The organism is Microbacterium sp. lyk4-40-TSB-66 (assembly GCF_030209475.1).
Taxonomy (GTDB): domain Bacteria; phylum Actinomycetota; class Actinomycetes; order Actinomycetales; family Microbacteriaceae; genus Microbacterium.
On record NZ_JARVRW010000001.1, the window covers coordinates 112,343 to 129,052 of the forward strand.

A 16,710-nucleotide genomic window follows, 5' to 3' on the forward strand; every position below is an offset into this window, starting at 1 on the left:
CCGTGTCCGATTTCCGCCAGCCGATGTCGGAGGTCGATGGCAGGGTGGATGCCATGACTCCCACGACCGTCGACGCTCCCGGCTTCACCGAGCGCTACCGCGTCATCCAGTCGCGCGATCGCCGCTTCGACGGGCAGTTCGTCACCGCGGTGCGCTCGACGGGCATCTACTGCCGCCCGAGCTGCCCCGCACGCACGCCGAAGGAACAGAACGTCACCTTCTACGCCACCTCGGCCGCCGCGCACGAAGCCGGGTACCGGGCCTGCAAACGGTGCCTGCCCGAGGCCGCACCGGGCTCGCCTCTGTGGGACGTCCGCGGAGACGTCGTGGCGCGCGCCATGCGGCTCATCGCCGACGGCGTCGTCGACCGCGAGGGGGTGCCCGGGCTCGCCGGTCGGCTGGGCTATTCGTCTCGACACCTCACCCGGCTGCTGCAGGCCGAGCTCGGCGCCGGGCCCCTCGCGCTGGCCCGCGCCCACCGTGCGCACACCGCGCGCGCACTGCTGGTGGGCACCGACCTGTCGTCGGCCGACGTGGCCTTCTCCGCGGGCTTCTCGAGCGTCCGGCAGTTCACCGACACCATCGGGGAGGTGTTCGGGATGCCGCCGCGCGACCTGCGCGCGCGACGCTCGCACGCGTCGGGGATCGAGGCGTCGGCGGGCGAGATCGACCTCGCCCTGCCGGTGCGCGGTCCCATCGACACGGTCGGGCTGTTCGGGTGGATGCGTGCGCACGCCATCCCCGGCGTCGAAGTGGGCGGCGACCGTTCCTTCGCGCGCGTCGTGCGTCTGCCCGGCGGTCCGGCCTGGTTCGAGGTGCGTCTCGCCGACGACGGGCGCCTGCGCCTGCGGGCACGGTTGTCTGCTCTCGCCGACCTCGGCACCCTCATCACGCGCGTGCGGCGCCTGTTCGATCTCGACGCCGACCCGCTGGCGGTCGACGAGGCGCTCTCGCAGCATCCCGAGCTGGCTCCGGCGGTCGCGGCCATCCCGGGGGTGCGGGTTCCGGGCGCGATCGACGCCGACGAGATGCTGTTGCGCGCCATGATCGGGCAGCAGATCAGCGTGGCGTCCGCCCGTACGATGCAGGGGCGCCTGACGGCCGAACTCGGCGAGTCCGTCGCGGTGGGACCCGAGCCGATGACCCTGTTCCCCGCACCCGCCGTCATCGCCGAGCGCGGACTCGAGGTGCTCCGCGGGCCGGCGGCGCGGATGCGGGCGATCGTCGAGGCGGCGGGAGCCCTCGCCGACGGCAGCCTCACCCTCAGCCAGGGTGACGACGGGGTCGCGCAGCGCGAGCGTCTTCTCGCGATGCGGGGCATCGGCCCGTGGACCGCCGACTATGTGCGCATGCGGGTGCTGGGCGATCCCGACGTCCTGCTCCCGGGTGACGTCGCGGCGCGCGCCGGTGCCGCCGCCCTCGGCCTGCCCTCCGACCCGCAGGGGTTCACCGCGTGGTCCGAGCGCCTCGCCCCGTGGCGCAGTTACGCCATGGCGCACTACTGGTACGCGGCTCCCGTCACGCAGGCATGGCGAGCGCCGGCCGAGACGGCGGCCGTGGCCGAGGTGGTGCGACCACCCCGAGCGTCCCGCCGCCCCCGCGCCGACGTCGTCGTCACCGGCCTCGCGGTCGAGATCCCCGCCGGTTCCCCGGCAGCCCGTCCCGAAACAGAGAGCGAGACCCTCGCATGACCACCGCGACCCTTCAGTTCGTCGACACCCCCGACGGTCCGTTCGCCATCCTGGCCGACGACGCCGATCACGTGATCGTGTCGGGGTGGACCGCCGAGGTCGACGCCGTGCTCGCCCGGCTGCGCCCCGCGCACAGGCCGACCGGCATCGTCGCGGGCGAGACCGCCGCCGCCGACGCCGTGCGCGCCTATTACGCGGGTGACCTCGCGGCGATCGACGACGTCGTCGTGGCCCAGCGGGGCACCACGATGCAACTCGCGGGCTGGAAGGCGCTGCGCGAGATCGCTCCGGGGGCCCCGCTGACCTACACCGGATTCGCCTCGGCGCTGGGCTCGCCGACGGCGGTGCGCGCCGCGGCATCGGTGTGCGCGCGCAACGCCGTCGCGCTGTTCGTGCCCTGTCACCGCGTGCTGCGCGGCGACGGGAGCATGGGCGGCTTCGCCTGGGGCACGAGCGTGAAAGAGAGCCTGCTCGCGCGGGAACGAGTGGCGTGATGACGCGGGGTCGTGCGGGCGGGGCGTTCGCGCGTGATCGCGCGCGCGGCGTGATCGCGCAGGCTTGATCGCATGGGTTCGTGCGCGCGGTCCCGTGAGCCGGACGCCACCCCCGGCTCATCGCTCTGGGCTGCGCGCGCCCGAGCGCGGGCGACGAAGACGCTCTTGCCCCCTGCGAGCTCTCAGGGATACTCTGGAGGGCTGACGTCCCCCCGGCGGCAGCTCCACGTGATGAAGGAGGATGCCGTGTACCGAATCGACGCCCCCGTCGTCCCGGTCGCCGTGCCCTCCGTCGCTGCGCGCCCCGGCCGACGCCACTAGGGCTTCCGCGTCGCGCTCCGGCGCCCCGGCATCGCCCCGACCGACGATCTTCGTCGCGCCCCCCGGCATCCCTCTCCGCGCCTCCACCCCGGCGCCCGCTTCGACCCACGAGGATCATGACCACCTCATCGCCGCCACCCCGCCTGTCGACACCGCGCGCTTTCGCGCGATTGCTCCCCATCGCGCGTCCCGTGCTGCCCCGCCTCATCGCCGGGGCCGTCACGGCGCTCGTCGCGAGCCTGCTCGCGCTCGCCATCCCGCTCGTGCTCGAGCAGATCGTCGCCGGTCCCATCGCCTCGCTCGACGCCCGCGCCCTCGTCTGGGGCTCGCTCGCCGTGCTCGGCCTCGGTCTCGCCGAAGCCGCGATGGTGTGGCTGCGACGCTGGTTCGTGCTCGCGCCTGCGACCAAGGTCGAGTACGACCTCCGTCAGTCGTTCTACTCGCGTCTGCAGCGGCTTCCGGTCGCCTTCCACGACCGGTGGCAGTCGGGACAGCTGCTGTCGCGCATGATGCAGGACATCAGCATGCTCCGCCGCTGGCTCGCCTTCGGCGTCATCCTCCTCGTGGTCAACGTGCTCACGATCACGATCGGGGCGGTGCTGCTGTTCCGGTGGCACTGGCTGCTGGGCGCGCTCTTCCTCGTCACCTCGGCCCCGGTCATCTACGTCGGCTTCCGGTTCGAGAAGCGCTACGGCGCACTGACCCGTCAAAGCCAGGACCAGGCGGGCGACCTCGCCACCTCGGTGGAAGAGAGCGTCCACGGCATCCGTGTGCTCAAGGCCTTCGGTCGCGGCAAGCACGCGCTGCAGAAGTTCACCCGCCAGGCGGAGTCGCTGCGCGAGACCGAGATCGACAAGGCCCGCGCGATCGGCTGGATCTGGTTCTGGCTCGTGCTGCTGCCCGACATCGCCTTCGCGGTGTGCCTCGGAGCGGGCATCGTGCTGGCGCAGCTGGGTCAGCTACAGGTCGCCGAGCTCGTGGCGTTCTTCGCCATGGCCACGGTGCTGCGGTGGCCGATGGAGTCGATCGGCTTCCTCTTCTCGTTCCTGCTCGACGCGCGTACTGCGACCGACCGCATCTTCGAGGTCTTCGACGAGCAGAACACCATCGTCGACCCCGAGAACCCGCGCACCATCGCCGCACCCCGCGGCGAACTCGCGTTCGAGGGAGCGCATTTCCGGTATCAGGATGCCGTGGACACCGAGCCGGATCTGCTCGACGGCATCGACCTGGTGCTGCGCCCGGGCGAGACGATGGCGCTCGTGGGCCTCACCGGCTCGGGCAAGACGACGCTGACGACCCTGCCCGGACGCCTGTACGACGTCACGGGCGGACGCGTGCTCATCGACGGCGTCGACGTGCGCGACCTCACGCTCGCCGAGCTCCGCCGCCACGTCGGGATGGCGTTCGAAGACGCGACCCTCTTCTCGCAGACGGTCCGTGACAACGTCCTCCTTGGCCGCGAAGACCTCGAGCCCGGTTCCCCCGAGTCGGAGGAGATCCTGCGCGAAGCGCTGCAGGTGGCCCAGGCTCGCTTCGTCTACGACCTGCCCGACGGGCTGGACACGGTCATCGGCGAAGAGGGTTTGAGCCTGTCGGGCGGCCAGCGCCAGCGCCTCGCCCTCGCCCGCGCCGTCGCCGCGAGACCGGCCGTGCTCGTGCTCGACGACCCGCTGTCGGCGCTCGACGTCGACACCGAGGCCCTCGTCGAAGACGCTCTGCGTGAGGTGCTCAGCGAGACCACCGCCCTCATCGTCGCGCACCGCCCCTCGACGGTCACCCTGGCCGACCGCGTCGCCCTGCTCGAAGACGGACGCATCACCGCCGTCGGCACGCACTCCGACCTGTTGCGCGAGAGCGATCACTACCGTTACGTCATCTCGAGCCTCGAAGAGGCCGAGCGCGAGGCGCGCACGGGGGCCATCCCCGTGATCGCCGATGACGCCCGCACCGAGAAGGAGGCGACCCGATGACCACCGCGACCGTCTCCGGAACCAGCGGCGAAGACCGCTCCGACTACACCCGCGTCGAGAGCCGGGCGATCCGTCAGCGTTCGCTGCGCCTGCTCGGCACCCTCGTGTCGCCGTTGCGCGGACAACTCGTGCTCGCCGCGGCCGTGCTCGTGGTGTCGACCGCGTTGCGCGTGGCCGGCCCCGCCCTGATCGCGTATGGCATCGACAACGCGCTGCCCGCGGTGATCGAGCGCAGCGATTGGATGCCGACCATCGGCGTCGTCGGCATCTACCTGCTGGCCGGCATCGGTGGTGCCGTGCTCATCGGGTGGTACGTCGTCGTCGCCGCACGTCTGACGCAGGCGGTGATGCTCGACCTGCGCAAGCGCATCTTCCTGCACACGCAGAAGCTCAGCCTCGAGTTCCACGAGTCCTACACCTCGGGCCGCATCATCTCGCGGCAGACGAGCGACCTCGACACGATCCGAGAGCTCCTCGACGGCGGTCTGAACGAGCTCGTCTCGGGCGTGCTCTACGGCGTGTTCACCCTCATCGCGCTGTACCTCATCGACTGGCAGTCGGGGCTGATCCTCACCGTCATGGGCATCCCGATGTACCTGCTCATGCGGTGGTTCTACATGCGGTCGCAGGTGATCTACCGCGAGTCCCGCGTGATCAGCGCGCAGGTCATCGTGAAGTTCGTCGAGACGATGACGGGTATCCGCGCGGTGAAGGCGTTCCGCAAGGAGCCGAGGAACGACGACGACTTCGGCACGCTGGCCGCCGACTACCGCGACGTCAACATGCGCTCGATCAAGCTCTTCGGAACGTTCGAGCCAGGCATCATGGCGGTCGCCGCCGTCTCGGTCGCCGTCGTGCTGCTGTGGGGTGGCGGGCGAGTGATCGCCGGTCCGCTCGAGATCGGTGTGCTCACCGCGGCCGTGCTGTACGTGCGCAACTTCTTCTCGCCGCTTCAGGAGGTGGCGTTCTTCCTGAACTCGTACCAATCGGCCACGGCCGCCCTCGAGAAGGTGTCGGGCGTCCTCGAAGAGGAGCCGACCGTTCCCGACCCGACCGACCCCATCGACCTGTGGACGGCGAAGGGGCACGTGCGCTTCGACGAGGTCACCTTCGGCTATTCCGACGATCGCATCATCCTTCCGCACTTCTCGCTCGACATCCCCGCCGGGCAGACGATCGCGCTCGTGGGAACGACGGGTGCCGGCAAGTCGACTCTCGCCAAACTCGTGTCGCGGTTCTACGACCCGACCCGGGGTGCGGTGACCCTCGACGACGTCGATCTGCGTCGGCTGCACCCGAAAGACCTGCGCCGCGCCATCGTGATGGTGACGCAGGAGGCCTACCTGTTCAGCGGAACCGTCGCCGACAACATCGCGCTCGGCAAGCCCGACGCCACGATGGACGAGATCCGCGCCGCCGCTCGCGCGGTGGGCGCCGACGGCTTCATCTCGAAGCTGCCCGACGGGTACGACACCGACGTGAACAAGCGCGGCGGACGCGTCTCGGCGGGCCAGCGCCAGCTGATCTCGTTCGCTCGAGCGTTCCTCGCCGACCCCTCCGTGCTGATCCTCGACGAGGCCACGGCGTCGCTCGACATCCCCAGCGAGCGCCTCATCCAAGACGCGCTGCAGACGCTGCTGGCCGACCGCACCGCGATCATCATCGCCCACCGCCTGTCGACGGTGGCCATCGCCGATCGCGTGCTGGTGATGGAGCACGGGCGCATCATCGAGGACGACACTCCCGCCGCCCTCATCGCCGGCACCGGCAAGTTCGCGCAGCTCCACGCCGCCTGGCGCGAATCGCTCGTCTGACCGCAACCCCGGATGCCACGCCCCCGCGCCGCGCGGGGTGCGTGGCATCCGTCGTCTCGCCCGTGTGGTTGTCTCGGGTCGCGTCGGGACTCGCACGAAGCCGGTTTCCTCGCACCTTCTTCCGGGAAATCTGCGAGGAACCCGCTTTGCTGCGAGCGAGAGCCGTCACCGGCGCCCGAGCGGGCCGCCGCCCAGATGCTCCGGGCGACCGCGCTTGCCCGCATCTACGCATCTTCCTCGCAGATTCCGGGACCCGTGGTGCGAGGATGGCGGCTATCTGCGAGGAAACGCTCGGAGCGTGTGCTCGGCGGATTCGCCTACGGTCTGCCAGACCTCCTGCGGTGTGCGGTGTCACCCTTTCGGGGCTCGAGGTGGGAGATGTAGCCCCGCGGCGACCGCTCGGAGCACGGTCCGCTCAACCGTCGCCCAGTCATGCACGATCTGGTCGTACGAGAACCGCAGCACGGTGAAGCCGCGCAGACGCAACTCCGCATCGTGCGCGATGTCCCGGCGCCGCTGCGCGGCGGAGGAGTGGAACTCCCACCCGTCCGACTGGACGACGAGACGTTCGCCGACCAGCCCATCGACCGGTCGACCGGCAATGACCACCTGCTGTCGAACGACGAGTCCGACAGCTCGGAGGCGCGTGACGAGGATGGTTTCCAAGCCGGAGTCCGAGAGCCCGCCGACGGCCTCGGCGATGTTTCGCGCCCGGACGGACCTCCACCGCACCAGGCGAAGCGCCGCCGGATCCACGTGTTCGGTCCTGCTCGCTGACTCCCACACGACAAGGGCATCCTCGCGCCCCAGGCAGGCGGCGACGTGAGCGAGCGAATCCTCCACGGATTCGATGAGGGAGTGCCTCGACGGAGGGGCCAACGGGCGCGTCCAATGAATGCGCCCGGCGAAGGGTCGGGGGATGCCGTCGGCAGCCGAGCCGGGCTTCACATGCAGATGCAGCGAGTCATCTGCGTTCGGCGGAACCCACCAGCCCCTTCTCCGGGCGGCTGAGACGCAGGCGACGCGTCCACCCGCCAAGGCGGCGGTACGGAGGTCATCAGCGATGGAGGCGACGGCGATCCATCGATGTCGAAGGATCTCGATCAAGCCTGCCCGGGCCGCCGCGCGCACCTGGCGGTCGTCGTACCCGGCGTCCGCTGCCGCCGCGCGGTGCACGATCCCGCCGCGTTCCACCACCCACTCGTGCACGTCCATGCCAGGAGTGTGACGGCTTTCGATACGGGCCTGGGGGTGGCGGCATCTGAGAGGTGAATGGTCCGGGCCGTGGGTTCGCTGGGGAGGAGCGACGCGCGAGCGGCATCGAACACGCGACGAAGCTCGCACTCCCGCACCTTCCTCGCAGTTCCTGGGCGGAAATCTGCGAGATCAGCGCCTTGTTGCGAGAATCGCGCGTCGTCGCGCTGCCCGCGCCACGCGTCGGGGCTCAGCGGTCGGGAGCCTCCTGGCGCCACGAACCGCAGGAGTCGGGTGCGCGGCATGCGTCGTCAGTCACGTGGACTGCGGCGGCGAGCCCGCAGGTCGATGATCCCGCGCAGGACGAACGCCGCGGCAGCGACGACGAAGATGGCCGTCATGGCGATGTTCCACCACTGCGGGGTCGAGCCCAGTTGGGCGATGCCGTATGCAGCAAGCGCGACGCCGAAGGGAATGGAGAACCACGGTCCTGTCATAGCCGAACGGTAGGAGGGGGCGAAGCCGCCTCAGACGCTGTCGCGCGAAACCTCACGCGAACCGCCGCGCCCCGCGCGCAGCCGGAACCTCAGACGCGCACGCGCGCGATGATCTCGCCGTACTCCGTCTCGCCGACCGCCTCGAAACCGACGCGCTCGAAGAACGCCTCGGGGCCGCCGACACCGGGTTCGTAGATGACGTCGACGTGGTCCATGCCGCGGCCGCGTGCCTCTTCGAGCACGGCGGCGAGGGCGTAGCTGCCGACGCCGCGGCCCTGCTCGTCGGCGTCGACGTTGATGCGCCACAGGACGGAGCGGAAGTGCTCCTCGTGCGCCTCGGGGTCGAAGTTCGCGCTGACGAAGCCCACGACCTCGTCGGCGTCGAGCACGACCCGCTGCCACGACGTCTGCGGATTGCTCACGGTCGCGGCGATGCCGTAGCTGATCGGAGCGAGGAACTGCTCCTGTCCGGGCTTGAGCGACAGAGTGTTCACCGCCACGATGGTGGCGGCGGACAGTTCGACGAGACGCAGGTCAGCCATGCGCCCAGGTTAGCGGCACGGCCACCGAGTCCCAAGATCGTCCGTCATCGTCGGAGACGACCGTCACCCGTGCGTGCGGGATCCGCCTTCCCCCGTTCACCCGAGACGGTGGCGCACCCCCGGCTCGGGACGCGGAGCGGGAATCGATCCGGCGCGAAAACTATCTCGACATCAAGAGACTTTGCCGACGTGCGATAGGCTGAAACGCAACCCTGGCCGCCTCTACGGAGAGATCTGACGTGCCCGATTCCACCATCATCTACACGTACACCGACGAGGCGCCGGCTCTTGCCACCGCGTCGTTCCTGCCGATCGTGCAGGCCGTCACGAAGCAGGCGGGAGTCGACGTCGAAACCCGCGACATCTCGCTCGCCGGTCGCATCCTGGCGGCCTTCCCCGAGCGCCTCAGCGCCGACCAGCAGGTCGGCGACGCGCTCGCGGAGCTCGGGGGCCTCGCGACGCTCCCCGAGGCGAACATCATCAAGCTGCCGAACATCTCGGCATCCATCCCGCAGCTGAAGGCCGCGATCGCGGAACTGCAGTCGCAGGGCTACGACATCCCCGACTACCCCGACGAGGCGTCGAGCGACGACGACAAAGACGCACGCGCTCGCTACGACCGCATCAAGGGTTCGGCCGTCAACCCGGTGCTGCGCGAGGGCAACAGCGACCGCCGCGCGCCCCTCGCGGTGAAGAACTACGCCAAGAAGCACCCGCACCGCAACAAGGCATTCGGCGAGGGCTCGAAGACGCGGGTGGCCACGCTCGGCCACGACGACTTCCGCTCCAACGAGAAGTCGGTCGTGATCGCCGCCGACGACGTGCTTTCGATCCAGCACGTCGCCGCCGACGGCACCGTCACCCCGCTGAAGCAGGGCCTGAAGGTGCTCCAGGACGAGATCGTGGATGCCACGTTCCTCTCGGCTGCGGCCCTCGACGCGTTCCTCGCCGACACGTTGGCCGAGGCGAAGGCCGACGACGTGCTGTATTCGGTGCACCTCAAGGCGACGATGATGAAGGTCAGCGACCCGATCATCTTCGGCCACGTCGTCAAGGCGTTCTTCGCCGACGTGTTCGACCGCCACGGCGACGCCCTCGCCGCCGCCGGCCTCACGCCCAACGACGGCCTCGGCTCGATCCTGGCGGGTCTGTCGAACGTCGAGGGGGGCGACGCCATCGCGTCCGAGATCCGCGACGCCCTGGCATCCGGTCCCCGCCTGTCGTACGTCAACAGCGACAAGGGCACCACCAACCTGCACGTCCCCTCCGACGTGATCGTGGATGCCTCCATGCCCGCGCTCATCCGCAACGGCGGCAAGCTGTGGGGCGTCGACGGGGGAGAAGACGACACCCTCGCCGTCATCCCCGACTCGTCCTACGCCGGTGTGTACCAGGCGACCATCGACGACGTGATCGCGAACGGTCCGCTGGATCCCGCCACCATCGGCTCGGTGCCGAACGTCGGTCTGATGGCCCAGGCCGCCGAGGAGTACGGCAGCCACGACAAGACCTTCGAGATCCCCGCCGCCGGCCGCGTGCAGGTCGTCGCCTCGAACGGCGACGTGCTGCTCGAGCACGAGGTGAATGTCGGCGACATCTGGCGCGCCACCCAGACGAAGGACGTCGCCGTGCGCGACTGGGTGAAGCTCGCCGTCACGCGCGCCCGCGCGGCCGGCGTGCCCGCGGTGTTCTGGCTCGACGAGAGCCGTGCGCACGACCGCAACCTCATCGCCAAGGTCACCGAGTACCTCGCCGACCACGACACCGAGGGCCTGACGATCGAGATCCTCGCCCCGGCGGACGCGACCAAGTACTCGCTGGAGCGCATCCGTCGCGGCGAAGACACCATCTCGGTCACCGGCAACGTGCTGCGCGACTACCTCACCGACCTGTTCCCGATCCTCGAGGTGGGCACGAGCGCCAAGATGCTCTCCATCGTCCCGCTCCTCGCGGGTGGCGGCCTGTTCGAGACCGGCGCCGGCGGCTCCGCCCCGAAGCACGTGCAGCAGCTCGTCGAAGAGGATTACCTGCGCTGGGATTCGCTGGGTGAGTTCTTCGCCCTCGCCGCCTCGCTCGAGCACCTCGCCGACACCACCGGCAACGAGCGGGCTCGCGTGCTCGCGCAGACGCTGGATGCCGCGACCGGCACGTTCCTCGAGAACGACAAGTCGCCCGGCCGCGCCCTCGGCACGATCGACAACCGCGGAAGCCACCTCTACCTGGCCTTGTACTGGGCTCAGGAGCTGGCGCAGCAGACGACGGATGCCGACCTGGCCGCCGTCTTCGCCCCCGTGGCCGAGAAGCTCGCAGCGGAGGAGCAGACGATCGTCTCCGAGCTCAACGCGGTCCAGGGCCACGCCGCCGAGATCGGCGGCTACTACCGCCCCGACACCGCACTCGTGGAGAAGGTCATGCGCCCCTCGGCCACGCTGAACGCCGTGGTCGACGGCTTGCGCTGAGGATGAACCAGAGAGGGGCGGATGCCAACTGGCATCCGCCCCTTTCTCGTCCGAAGACTCGAGAGGCGGGAGGGATGCGGAGGCCCGACAAGGTGGACCTGAAGAGGTCCCTCGACAGCTATCGAGCCCCGCGCGGCGCGTTCCGCCTCGTGGACGTTCCCGACCTGCAGTACCTGATGATCGACGGATACGGCGATCCGAACACCGCCCCCGCGTATCCGGAGGCCCTGGCGGCGCTGTATCCGGTCGCCTACACGCTCAAGTTCCTCAGCAAGCGCGAACGCGAACGGGACTACGTCGTCCCTCCGCTCGAGGGGCTGTGGTGGGCCGACGACCTGGACAGCTTCACCCGCTCACGCGACAAGTCCCGCTGGAAGTGGACGATGATGCTCCTCGTCCCCGACTGGCTCGACGACGAGGCCGTCCGGAGCGCCGTCGCCCAGGCGGGGGCGAAGAATGCCCCGGCTCGCCTGGCTGACGTCCGCTTCCAGACGCTCTCGGAGGGGCGGTGCGTCCAGACCCTTCACCACGGCCCCTTCGATGACGAGGGCACCGTGCTGGAGCGCCTGCACGACGAGTTCCTCCCACAGAACGGGTTGCGGGCGGTCGGCATGCACCACGAGATCTACCTCAGCGACTTCCGCAAGGTCGCCCCGGAGCGCCTTCGCACCGTCCTTCGTCAACCGGTCGCGGCGGCGGAGGCCCGCTGAGGTCACCGGCGCAGCGTCCCGCGGGAACGGAAGAGGGGGTGGATGCCATGGCATCCACCCCCTCCAAGACCGGCGCTCAGTAGTGGACCGAGACCTCGGTGCCCTGGTAGGCCCAGTCGTACAGTTCTTTGGCGTTGCTCACCGTGAGGTTGACGCAGCCGTGGCTCATCGGAGTGCCGAAGTTGTTGTGCCAGTACGTGCCGTGGAACGCCTCGTCGCCGTTGAAGTACGCGACCCACGGGACATCTTTGGTGCACCAGTCGTAGCCCGGGACGCAACCCATGTCCTGCATCGACGTCTTCCAGCCGATGCGGTAGTCACCCGTGTGGGTCTCCCAGCCGCTCTTGCCCGACGACATCGACCAGTTGCGGTAGACCTGCCCGTTCTCGTACAGGGTGACCGACTGCGCGCTGAGGTTGACCTCGATGCGACGCTCGGTCTTCTTGGTGTCGAAGGGCGTCTCGGCGACGGTGAGGCCGAAGCGCGCGTTGCCCTCGGCGAGCTGCGACGCGAACGCCGCGGCGATGCCGTTCGTGTCACCGAGCGACCGACCGGTCTGGCCCTCGGTGAGGGCCTTGATGACCTCTCCGCCGCTGTCGACGATGACGTCGGCGTTGACGGCGGCGCGGTCGACGCTGCCGGCGAGACCCGCGACGGCGTTCTGGATGGCGGCTTCATCGGCCGAGATGGCGAACTCGCCCTTGCCGTCGGGGGTGACGGTGATCCAGGATGCCGCGGTGGCACGGTCGACGGGCACCGTGCGCTCGTCGCCGATGTAGAAGCCCGCCGAGTCGAGGATGCCGTTCAGCTTCGCCACGGCGGCGTCTGCCTCTTCGGTGGAGACGGGTGCCTCGACGGCTACCACGCCGGCCTCGACCGTGGTCGAGGGGGTGCCGGCGTCGAACGCGGACTGGAGCGCAGAGGCGACGGCGGTGACGTCGATCCCCTCGCCGGCCTCGGCGGGGGTGGTCACGTAGGTCTCGGAACCGGCGTCGTACGCGAGTGAGGCGTCGACCGGCGCGCGGAACGCGCCGGGGGCGCGATCACGCAGCGCGGCGGCCGCGTCGGCGGCGTCGACGGAGACCGTGACGCCGGTGCCCTGCGGGAACCAGGATGCGGGCTTCCACATCGGGTTGTCGGAGAACGCCTTGTCGGCGAGGGCGGCGGCGTCGACCGTCGCGCCGAGATCGGCTCCGGTGACGGTCACCTCGCCGGCGGGGCTCTCGACGGTGATCGTCGTCTCGGCCAGGCGGGTCTCGATGGCCTGGGCCGCGGCCCCCGCCGTCAGTCCGCCGATCTGCACACCGGCGACGGACGCGCCAGGGGCGATCAGCACCAGAGAGGCGGCGATGAGGGCCACGGCCGTGGCGCCGGCGGGGATGCCGATCCACAGGCCGGAGCGGTTCTTGCGCGCCTTCGGCTCGGCGGGAGCCCAGGCGTACGTGGCGCCGTCGGTACCGTCGGTCATTGGTCAAACCCCCCACAAGTCAGTCTTCCCATGCTATGGGGTAGCGCTGCGCATTGGCCGGGAGCCACGTCACGTTCTCATCACGCCGGTGTCGGCGCCGCCCCGGTCCTCAGGGTGCGAAGACCTTGCCGGGGTTCAGGATGCCGAGCGGGTCGAACACCCGCGCGATGTCGCGTTGGAGCCGCCACTGGTCGTCACCCAGCTCGTCGGCCAGCCAACGACGTTTGAGCACCCCGATCCCGTGCTCGCCGGTGAGCGTGCCGCCGAGCGTGAGCGCCGCGCGGAAGAGTTCTTCGGCGGCCTCCCACACCACGGGCGGGATCTTGGGGCCGTCGAAGACGAAGTTCGGGTGCAGGTTGCCGTCGCCCGCGTGCGCGACGGCCGGGATCACGAGTCCGAACCGCCGCTCGATGCGCGCGATCGCGTCGAACATGTCGGGCAGCGCGCTCCGGGGGACCGAGACGTCTTCGATGAGCGTGGTGCCGAGCGTCTCCATCGCCGGATGCATGGCCCGCCGGACCGCCAGCAGCGCCTCGCCCTCGGCGGCGTCGGCGGCGACGGTCACGATGCCGCCGACCGCACGAAGCACGTCGGCGATCGCGCGGGCCTCGGCGGCGGCGACGGGTCCGTCCGTCTGCACCGTCAGCTGCGCCGCGCCCGGGGGAGGAGCCGGCAGCGACAGCAACCGGTGCACGGCCGCGAGGCTCGTGGCATCCATCAGCTCCATGATCGCGGGCTGCGCACCGGATGCCGTGACCTCGGCCGAGGCGACGGCGGCGGTCCGGACGTCGTCGAAGAGCGCGGTGAGCGTGACGCGCTCGCCCTCGACGAGGCGGCGGAGCTTCAGGGTGGCGCCCACCACGACGCCGAGCGTGCCCTCGGACCCGATGACGAGCGAGGTGAGGTCGAGGCCGGTGACGCCTTTTACGCTGCGATGGCCGAGGTGCAGCAGACGGCCGTCGGCGAGCACGAGGTCGACGCCGAGCACCGCGTCGCGCACCACGCCGTACTTCGCGCAGAGCAACCCCCCGGCACCGGTGGCGATGTTGCCGCCGACCGTCGAGATCGCGCGGCTGGCCGGATCCGGCGCCCACCAGACACCGTGCGGTTCGAGCTGAGCGTTCAGATCCGCGTTGAGGATGCCGGGTTCGACCACGGCGAGGAGGTCGTCGGGTCGCACCTCGAGCACGCGGTCCATGCCGCGCACCGAGAGGCTGATCTCGCCGCCGCCGGTGTTGGCGCCGCCCGCGAGTCCGGTACCTGCGCCGCGCGGGACGACGGGGGTGCGGGTGGCCGAGGCGATGCGCAGCGTCGCCTGCACGTCGGCGACGGACGCCGCATGCACGACGGCGAGGGGGAGGCCCGGGGCCGCGTGACCCGACTTGTCGGCGCGAGCGGCGTCGAGCGCCGCGGGACGGACGTCGACCCGGTCGCCCAGTTCCGCGCGCAGCAGGGCGACGACGTCGGTGCTCACGCCAAGCGCCGGCGGCCGTTCACCGCGCCCACAGTCACCGCGACGATGGCGAAGCCGAGTCCGATCCACGCCTGGCCCATGCTCCACCAGGCGATCGTGGCGGCGGCGTAGACGAAGAGCTCGACGATGGCGCGGATGAAGGGGTGCACGGCGAGCACCGCGCGGGGGGAGACGAACAGCGCCCACACCACGATGGCCAGGGCGGGGGCGCCGAGGCCCGCGACGATGTTCCAGGGCAGCGGCCACGCCGTGAAGCCCCAGATGGCCAGGGTGACGAAGGCGACGAGACCGCAGGCGACGCTGACGATCTCGATCGCGGTCGGCCGCGAGCGCATGCCGGGGGCGAGAGGCGCCTGCGCGCGGACGTTGCGGGAGTCGGTCACGCCGCCATTTTACGCGGGCGGCGGGGCGCGGTATCCGGGATCGCTCACCGTCGAGCCGATCATGACGCAACCGAGGTCCCCTTGCCCGCCGAACGGACCTTCGACACGCTCAGCCACCTCCGCTTCGGGCCGACCCTGTGCAGGAGCGGTGGATGCCACGACACGCGGGGACGCGCGCGTATACGCGCTAAAGTGGCAGCGTCGCGACTGGCGTTGAGGTGGGACACCACCGGGGAGCGACCGCTTGACGGTATTCGACCGTACGCCTGGGTCGATGCGGTATCTCCGCGGATTCGCCGAGTCCGTGGCATCCCGAACCATCGTCAAGGAGATCGCATGACCGATCCGTACTTCAACGCCCCCCTCTCCGAGGTCGACCCCGAGATCGCCGAGGTTCTGCAGCGCGAACTCGACCGCCAGCGCGGCTTCCTCGAGATGATCGCGTCCGAGAACTTCGTGCCCGTCTCGGTGCTGCAGTCGCAGGGCTCGGTGCTGACCAACAAGTACGCCGAGGGCTACCCGGGTCGTCGCTACTACGGCGGCTGCGAAGAGGTCGACGTGGCCGAGTCGCTCGCGATCGAACGGGCCAAGACGCTGTTCGGCGCCGGGTACGCCAACGTCCAGCCGCACTCGGGCGCGTCGGCGAACGCGGCGGTGCTGCACGCCATCGCCCGCCCCGGCGACACGCTGCTCGGCCTCGCCCTCGACCAGGGCGGTCACCTGACTCACGGCATGAAGATCAACTTCTCGGGACGCCTGTACGACATCGTGGCCTACGGCGTCGACCCCGAGACCAGCATCATCGACATGGACGAGGTGCGTCGCCTCGCCCTCGAGCACAAGCCGAAGGTCATCATCGCCGGCTGGTCGGCCTACCCCCGCCAGCTCGACTTCGAGGCCTTCCGCGCGATCGCCGACGAGGTGGGCGCTCTACTGTGGGTCGACATGGCGCACTTCGCCGGCCTCGTCGCCGCGGGCGTGCACCCCTCGCCGATCCCGCACGCGCACGTCGTGTCGACCACCGTGCACAAGACCATCGGCGGCCCCCGCTCGGGTCTCATCCTCACCAACGACGAGGCCCTCGCCAAGAAGATCAACACGGCGGTCTTCCCCGGTCAGCAGGGCGGCCCGCTCATGCACGTCATCGCCGCGAAGGCGACGGCGTTCAAGCTCGCGATGACGCCCGAGTTCAAGGAACGCCAGGAGCGGACTCTGCGCGGAGCCTCGATCCTCGCCGACCGCCTCACCCAGGACGACGTCAAGAACGCCGGCATCGCCGTGCGCTCGGGTGGCACCGACGTGCACCTCGTGCTCGTCGACCTGCGCGAGGCCGAGATCGACGGCAAGCAGGCCGAAGACCTGCTGCACGACATCCGCATCACGGTCAACCGCAACGCCGTGCCCAACGACCCGCGCCCGCCGATGGTGACCTCGGGTCTGCGCATCGGCACCCCGGCGCTGGCGACCCGCGGCTTCGGAGACGTGGAGTTCACCGAGGTGGCCGACATCATCGCGCTCGCGCTGATCCCCGGCGCCGACGTCGAGGCCCTGCGGGGGCGTGTCGCGAAGCTCGCCGACGCCTTCCCGCTGTACCCCGACCTGCAGCAGTGAGCCCCGGCCGGGGCGGGGGCGCGGTTCTCCCGCGGCCTCGTCCCGGCATCCGGGCCCTCCGCGTGAGGGCGGCGAATTC

13 protein-coding genes and 1 riboswitch are annotated in these 16,710 nt (G+C 70.3%); of the genes, 7 read left to right on the plus strand and 6 right to left on the minus strand.

Going from position 1 to position 16,710, the window contains the following annotated elements; translation table 11 throughout:
- Positions 1–53 precede the first annotated feature (53 nt).
- From QRO03_RS00565 to QRO03_RS00580, 4 genes are all read left to right on the plus strand, one after another.
- The gene (locus QRO03_RS00565) at positions 54–1,691 is read left to right on the plus strand and encodes an AlkA N-terminal domain-containing protein (RefSeq protein ID WP_285135580.1); all 1,638 of its coding nucleotides are present in this window, start codon (positions 54–56) and stop codon (positions 1,689–1,691) included.
- Complete coding sequence (locus QRO03_RS00570) at positions 1,688–2,185, plus strand: methylated-DNA--[protein]-cysteine S-methyltransferase (protein ID WP_285135581.1); 498 nt, start codon at positions 1,688–1,690, stop codon at positions 2,183–2,185. Before QRO03_RS00565 ends, QRO03_RS00570 begins: the two co-directional genes overlap by 4 nt.
- Before the next feature lie 437 nt (positions 2,186–2,622).
- Positions 2,623–4,479, plus strand: coding sequence for an ABC transporter ATP-binding protein (locus tag QRO03_RS00575; RefSeq protein ID WP_285135582.1), 1,857 nt, complete (start codon positions 2,623–2,625; stop codon positions 4,477–4,479).
- The gene (locus QRO03_RS00580) at positions 4,476–6,293 is read left to right on the plus strand and encodes an ABC transporter ATP-binding protein (protein WP_285135583.1); all 1,818 of its coding nucleotides are present in this window, start codon (positions 4,476–4,478) and stop codon (positions 6,291–6,293) included. Before QRO03_RS00575 ends, QRO03_RS00580 begins: the two co-directional genes overlap by 4 nt.
- A 351-nt stretch (positions 6,294–6,644) precedes the next feature.
- Here QRO03_RS00580 and QRO03_RS00585 read toward each other — a convergent pair whose 3' ends face one another.
- From QRO03_RS00585 to QRO03_RS00595, 3 genes are all read right to left on the minus strand, one after another.
- On the minus strand, positions 6,645–7,508 hold the full coding sequence (locus tag QRO03_RS00585; protein WP_285135584.1) for an endonuclease domain-containing protein: 864 nt from the start codon (positions 7,506–7,508) through the stop codon (positions 6,645–6,647).
- A gap of 290 nt (positions 7,509–7,798) precedes the next feature.
- Positions 7,799–7,984 (minus strand): hypothetical protein, encoded by a 186-nt coding sequence (locus QRO03_RS00590; RefSeq protein WP_285135585.1) that lies wholly within the window; start codon positions 7,982–7,984, stop codon positions 7,799–7,801.
- 89 nt (positions 7,985–8,073) lie between these two features.
- Positions 8,074–8,526 (minus strand): GNAT family N-acetyltransferase, encoded by a 453-nt coding sequence (locus tag QRO03_RS00595; protein WP_285135586.1) that lies wholly within the window; start codon positions 8,524–8,526, stop codon positions 8,074–8,076.
- 239 nt (positions 8,527–8,765) lie between these two features.
- Here QRO03_RS00595 and QRO03_RS00600 point away from each other — a divergent pair, with 239 nt between their 5' ends.
- Entirely contained in the window at positions 8,766–10,985 is a 2,220-nt protein-coding gene (locus QRO03_RS00600) for an NADP-dependent isocitrate dehydrogenase (RefSeq protein WP_285135587.1), read from the plus strand.
- Between the two features lie 74 nt (positions 10,986–11,059).
- Complete coding sequence (locus tag QRO03_RS00605) at positions 11,060–11,695, plus strand: GyrI-like domain-containing protein (protein ID WP_285135588.1); 636 nt, start codon at positions 11,060–11,062, stop codon at positions 11,693–11,695.
- A 76-nt stretch (positions 11,696–11,771) separates the two neighbouring features.
- Here the strand turns inward: QRO03_RS00605 and QRO03_RS00610 are convergent, their stop codons facing one another.
- The 3 genes from QRO03_RS00610 to QRO03_RS00620 all read right to left on the minus strand — a co-directional run bounded on the left by QRO03_RS00610 (position 11,772) and on the right by QRO03_RS00620 (position 15,020).
- Positions 11,772–13,163 carry a L,D-transpeptidase family protein gene (locus tag QRO03_RS00610; RefSeq protein WP_285135589.1) on the minus strand — a complete coding sequence of 464 codons (1,392 nt, stop codon included), beginning with the start codon at positions 13,161–13,163 and terminating at the stop codon, positions 11,772–11,774.
- 109 nt (positions 13,164–13,272) lie between these two features.
- Positions 13,273–14,637: an FAD-binding oxidoreductase gene (locus QRO03_RS00615; protein WP_285135590.1), complete on the minus strand. Its 1,365-nt coding sequence runs from the start codon at positions 14,635–14,637 to the stop codon at positions 13,273–13,275.
- Complete coding sequence (locus tag QRO03_RS00620) at positions 14,634–15,020, minus strand: YrdB family protein (RefSeq protein ID WP_285135591.1); 387 nt, start codon at positions 15,018–15,020, stop codon at positions 14,634–14,636. The genes QRO03_RS00615 and QRO03_RS00620 overlap by 4 nt, the downstream gene beginning before the upstream one ends.
- Before the next feature lie 193 nt (positions 15,021–15,213).
- A riboswitch (ZMP/ZTP riboswitch) is annotated at positions 15,214–15,299 on the plus strand.
- Between the two features lie 57 nt (positions 15,300–15,356).
- Here QRO03_RS00620 and glyA point away from each other — a divergent pair.
- On the plus strand, positions 15,357–16,631 hold the full coding sequence (glyA, locus tag QRO03_RS00625; RefSeq protein WP_285135592.1) for a serine hydroxymethyltransferase: 1,275 nt from the start codon (positions 15,357–15,359) through the stop codon (positions 16,629–16,631).
- Positions 16,632–16,710 lie beyond the last annotated feature (79 nt).

Coding starts and splice junctions, on each gene's coding strand:
- QRO03_RS00565 (WP_285135580.1), top strand. CDS start 54: ATGACTCCCACGACCGTCGACGCTCCCGGCTTCACCGAGCGCTACCGC.
- QRO03_RS00570 (WP_285135581.1), top strand. CDS start 1,688: ATGACCACCGCGACCCTTCAGTTCGTCGACACCCCCGACGGTCCGTTC.
- QRO03_RS00575 (WP_285135582.1), top strand. CDS start 2,623: ATGACCACCTCATCGCCGCCACCCCGCCTGTCGACACCGCGCGCTTTC.
- QRO03_RS00580 (WP_285135583.1), top strand. CDS start 4,476: ATGACCACCGCGACCGTCTCCGGAACCAGCGGCGAAGACCGCTCCGAC.
- QRO03_RS00585 (WP_285135584.1), bottom strand. CDS start 7,508: ATGGACGTGCACGAGTGGGTGGTGGAACGCGGCGGGATCGTGCACCGC.
- QRO03_RS00590 (WP_285135585.1), bottom strand. CDS start 7,984: ATGACAGGACCGTGGTTCTCCATTCCCTTCGGCGTCGCGCTTGCTGCA.
- QRO03_RS00595 (WP_285135586.1), bottom strand. CDS start 8,526: ATGGCTGACCTGCGTCTCGTCGAACTGTCCGCCGCCACCATCGTGGCG.
- QRO03_RS00605 (WP_285135588.1), top strand. CDS start 11,060: ATGCGGAGGCCCGACAAGGTGGACCTGAAGAGGTCCCTCGACAGCTAT.
- QRO03_RS00610 (WP_285135589.1), bottom strand. CDS start 13,163: ATGACCGACGGTACCGACGGCGCCACGTACGCCTGGGCTCCCGCCGAG.
- glyA (WP_285135592.1), top strand. CDS start 15,357: ATGACCGATCCGTACTTCAACGCCCCCCTCTCCGAGGTCGACCCCGAG.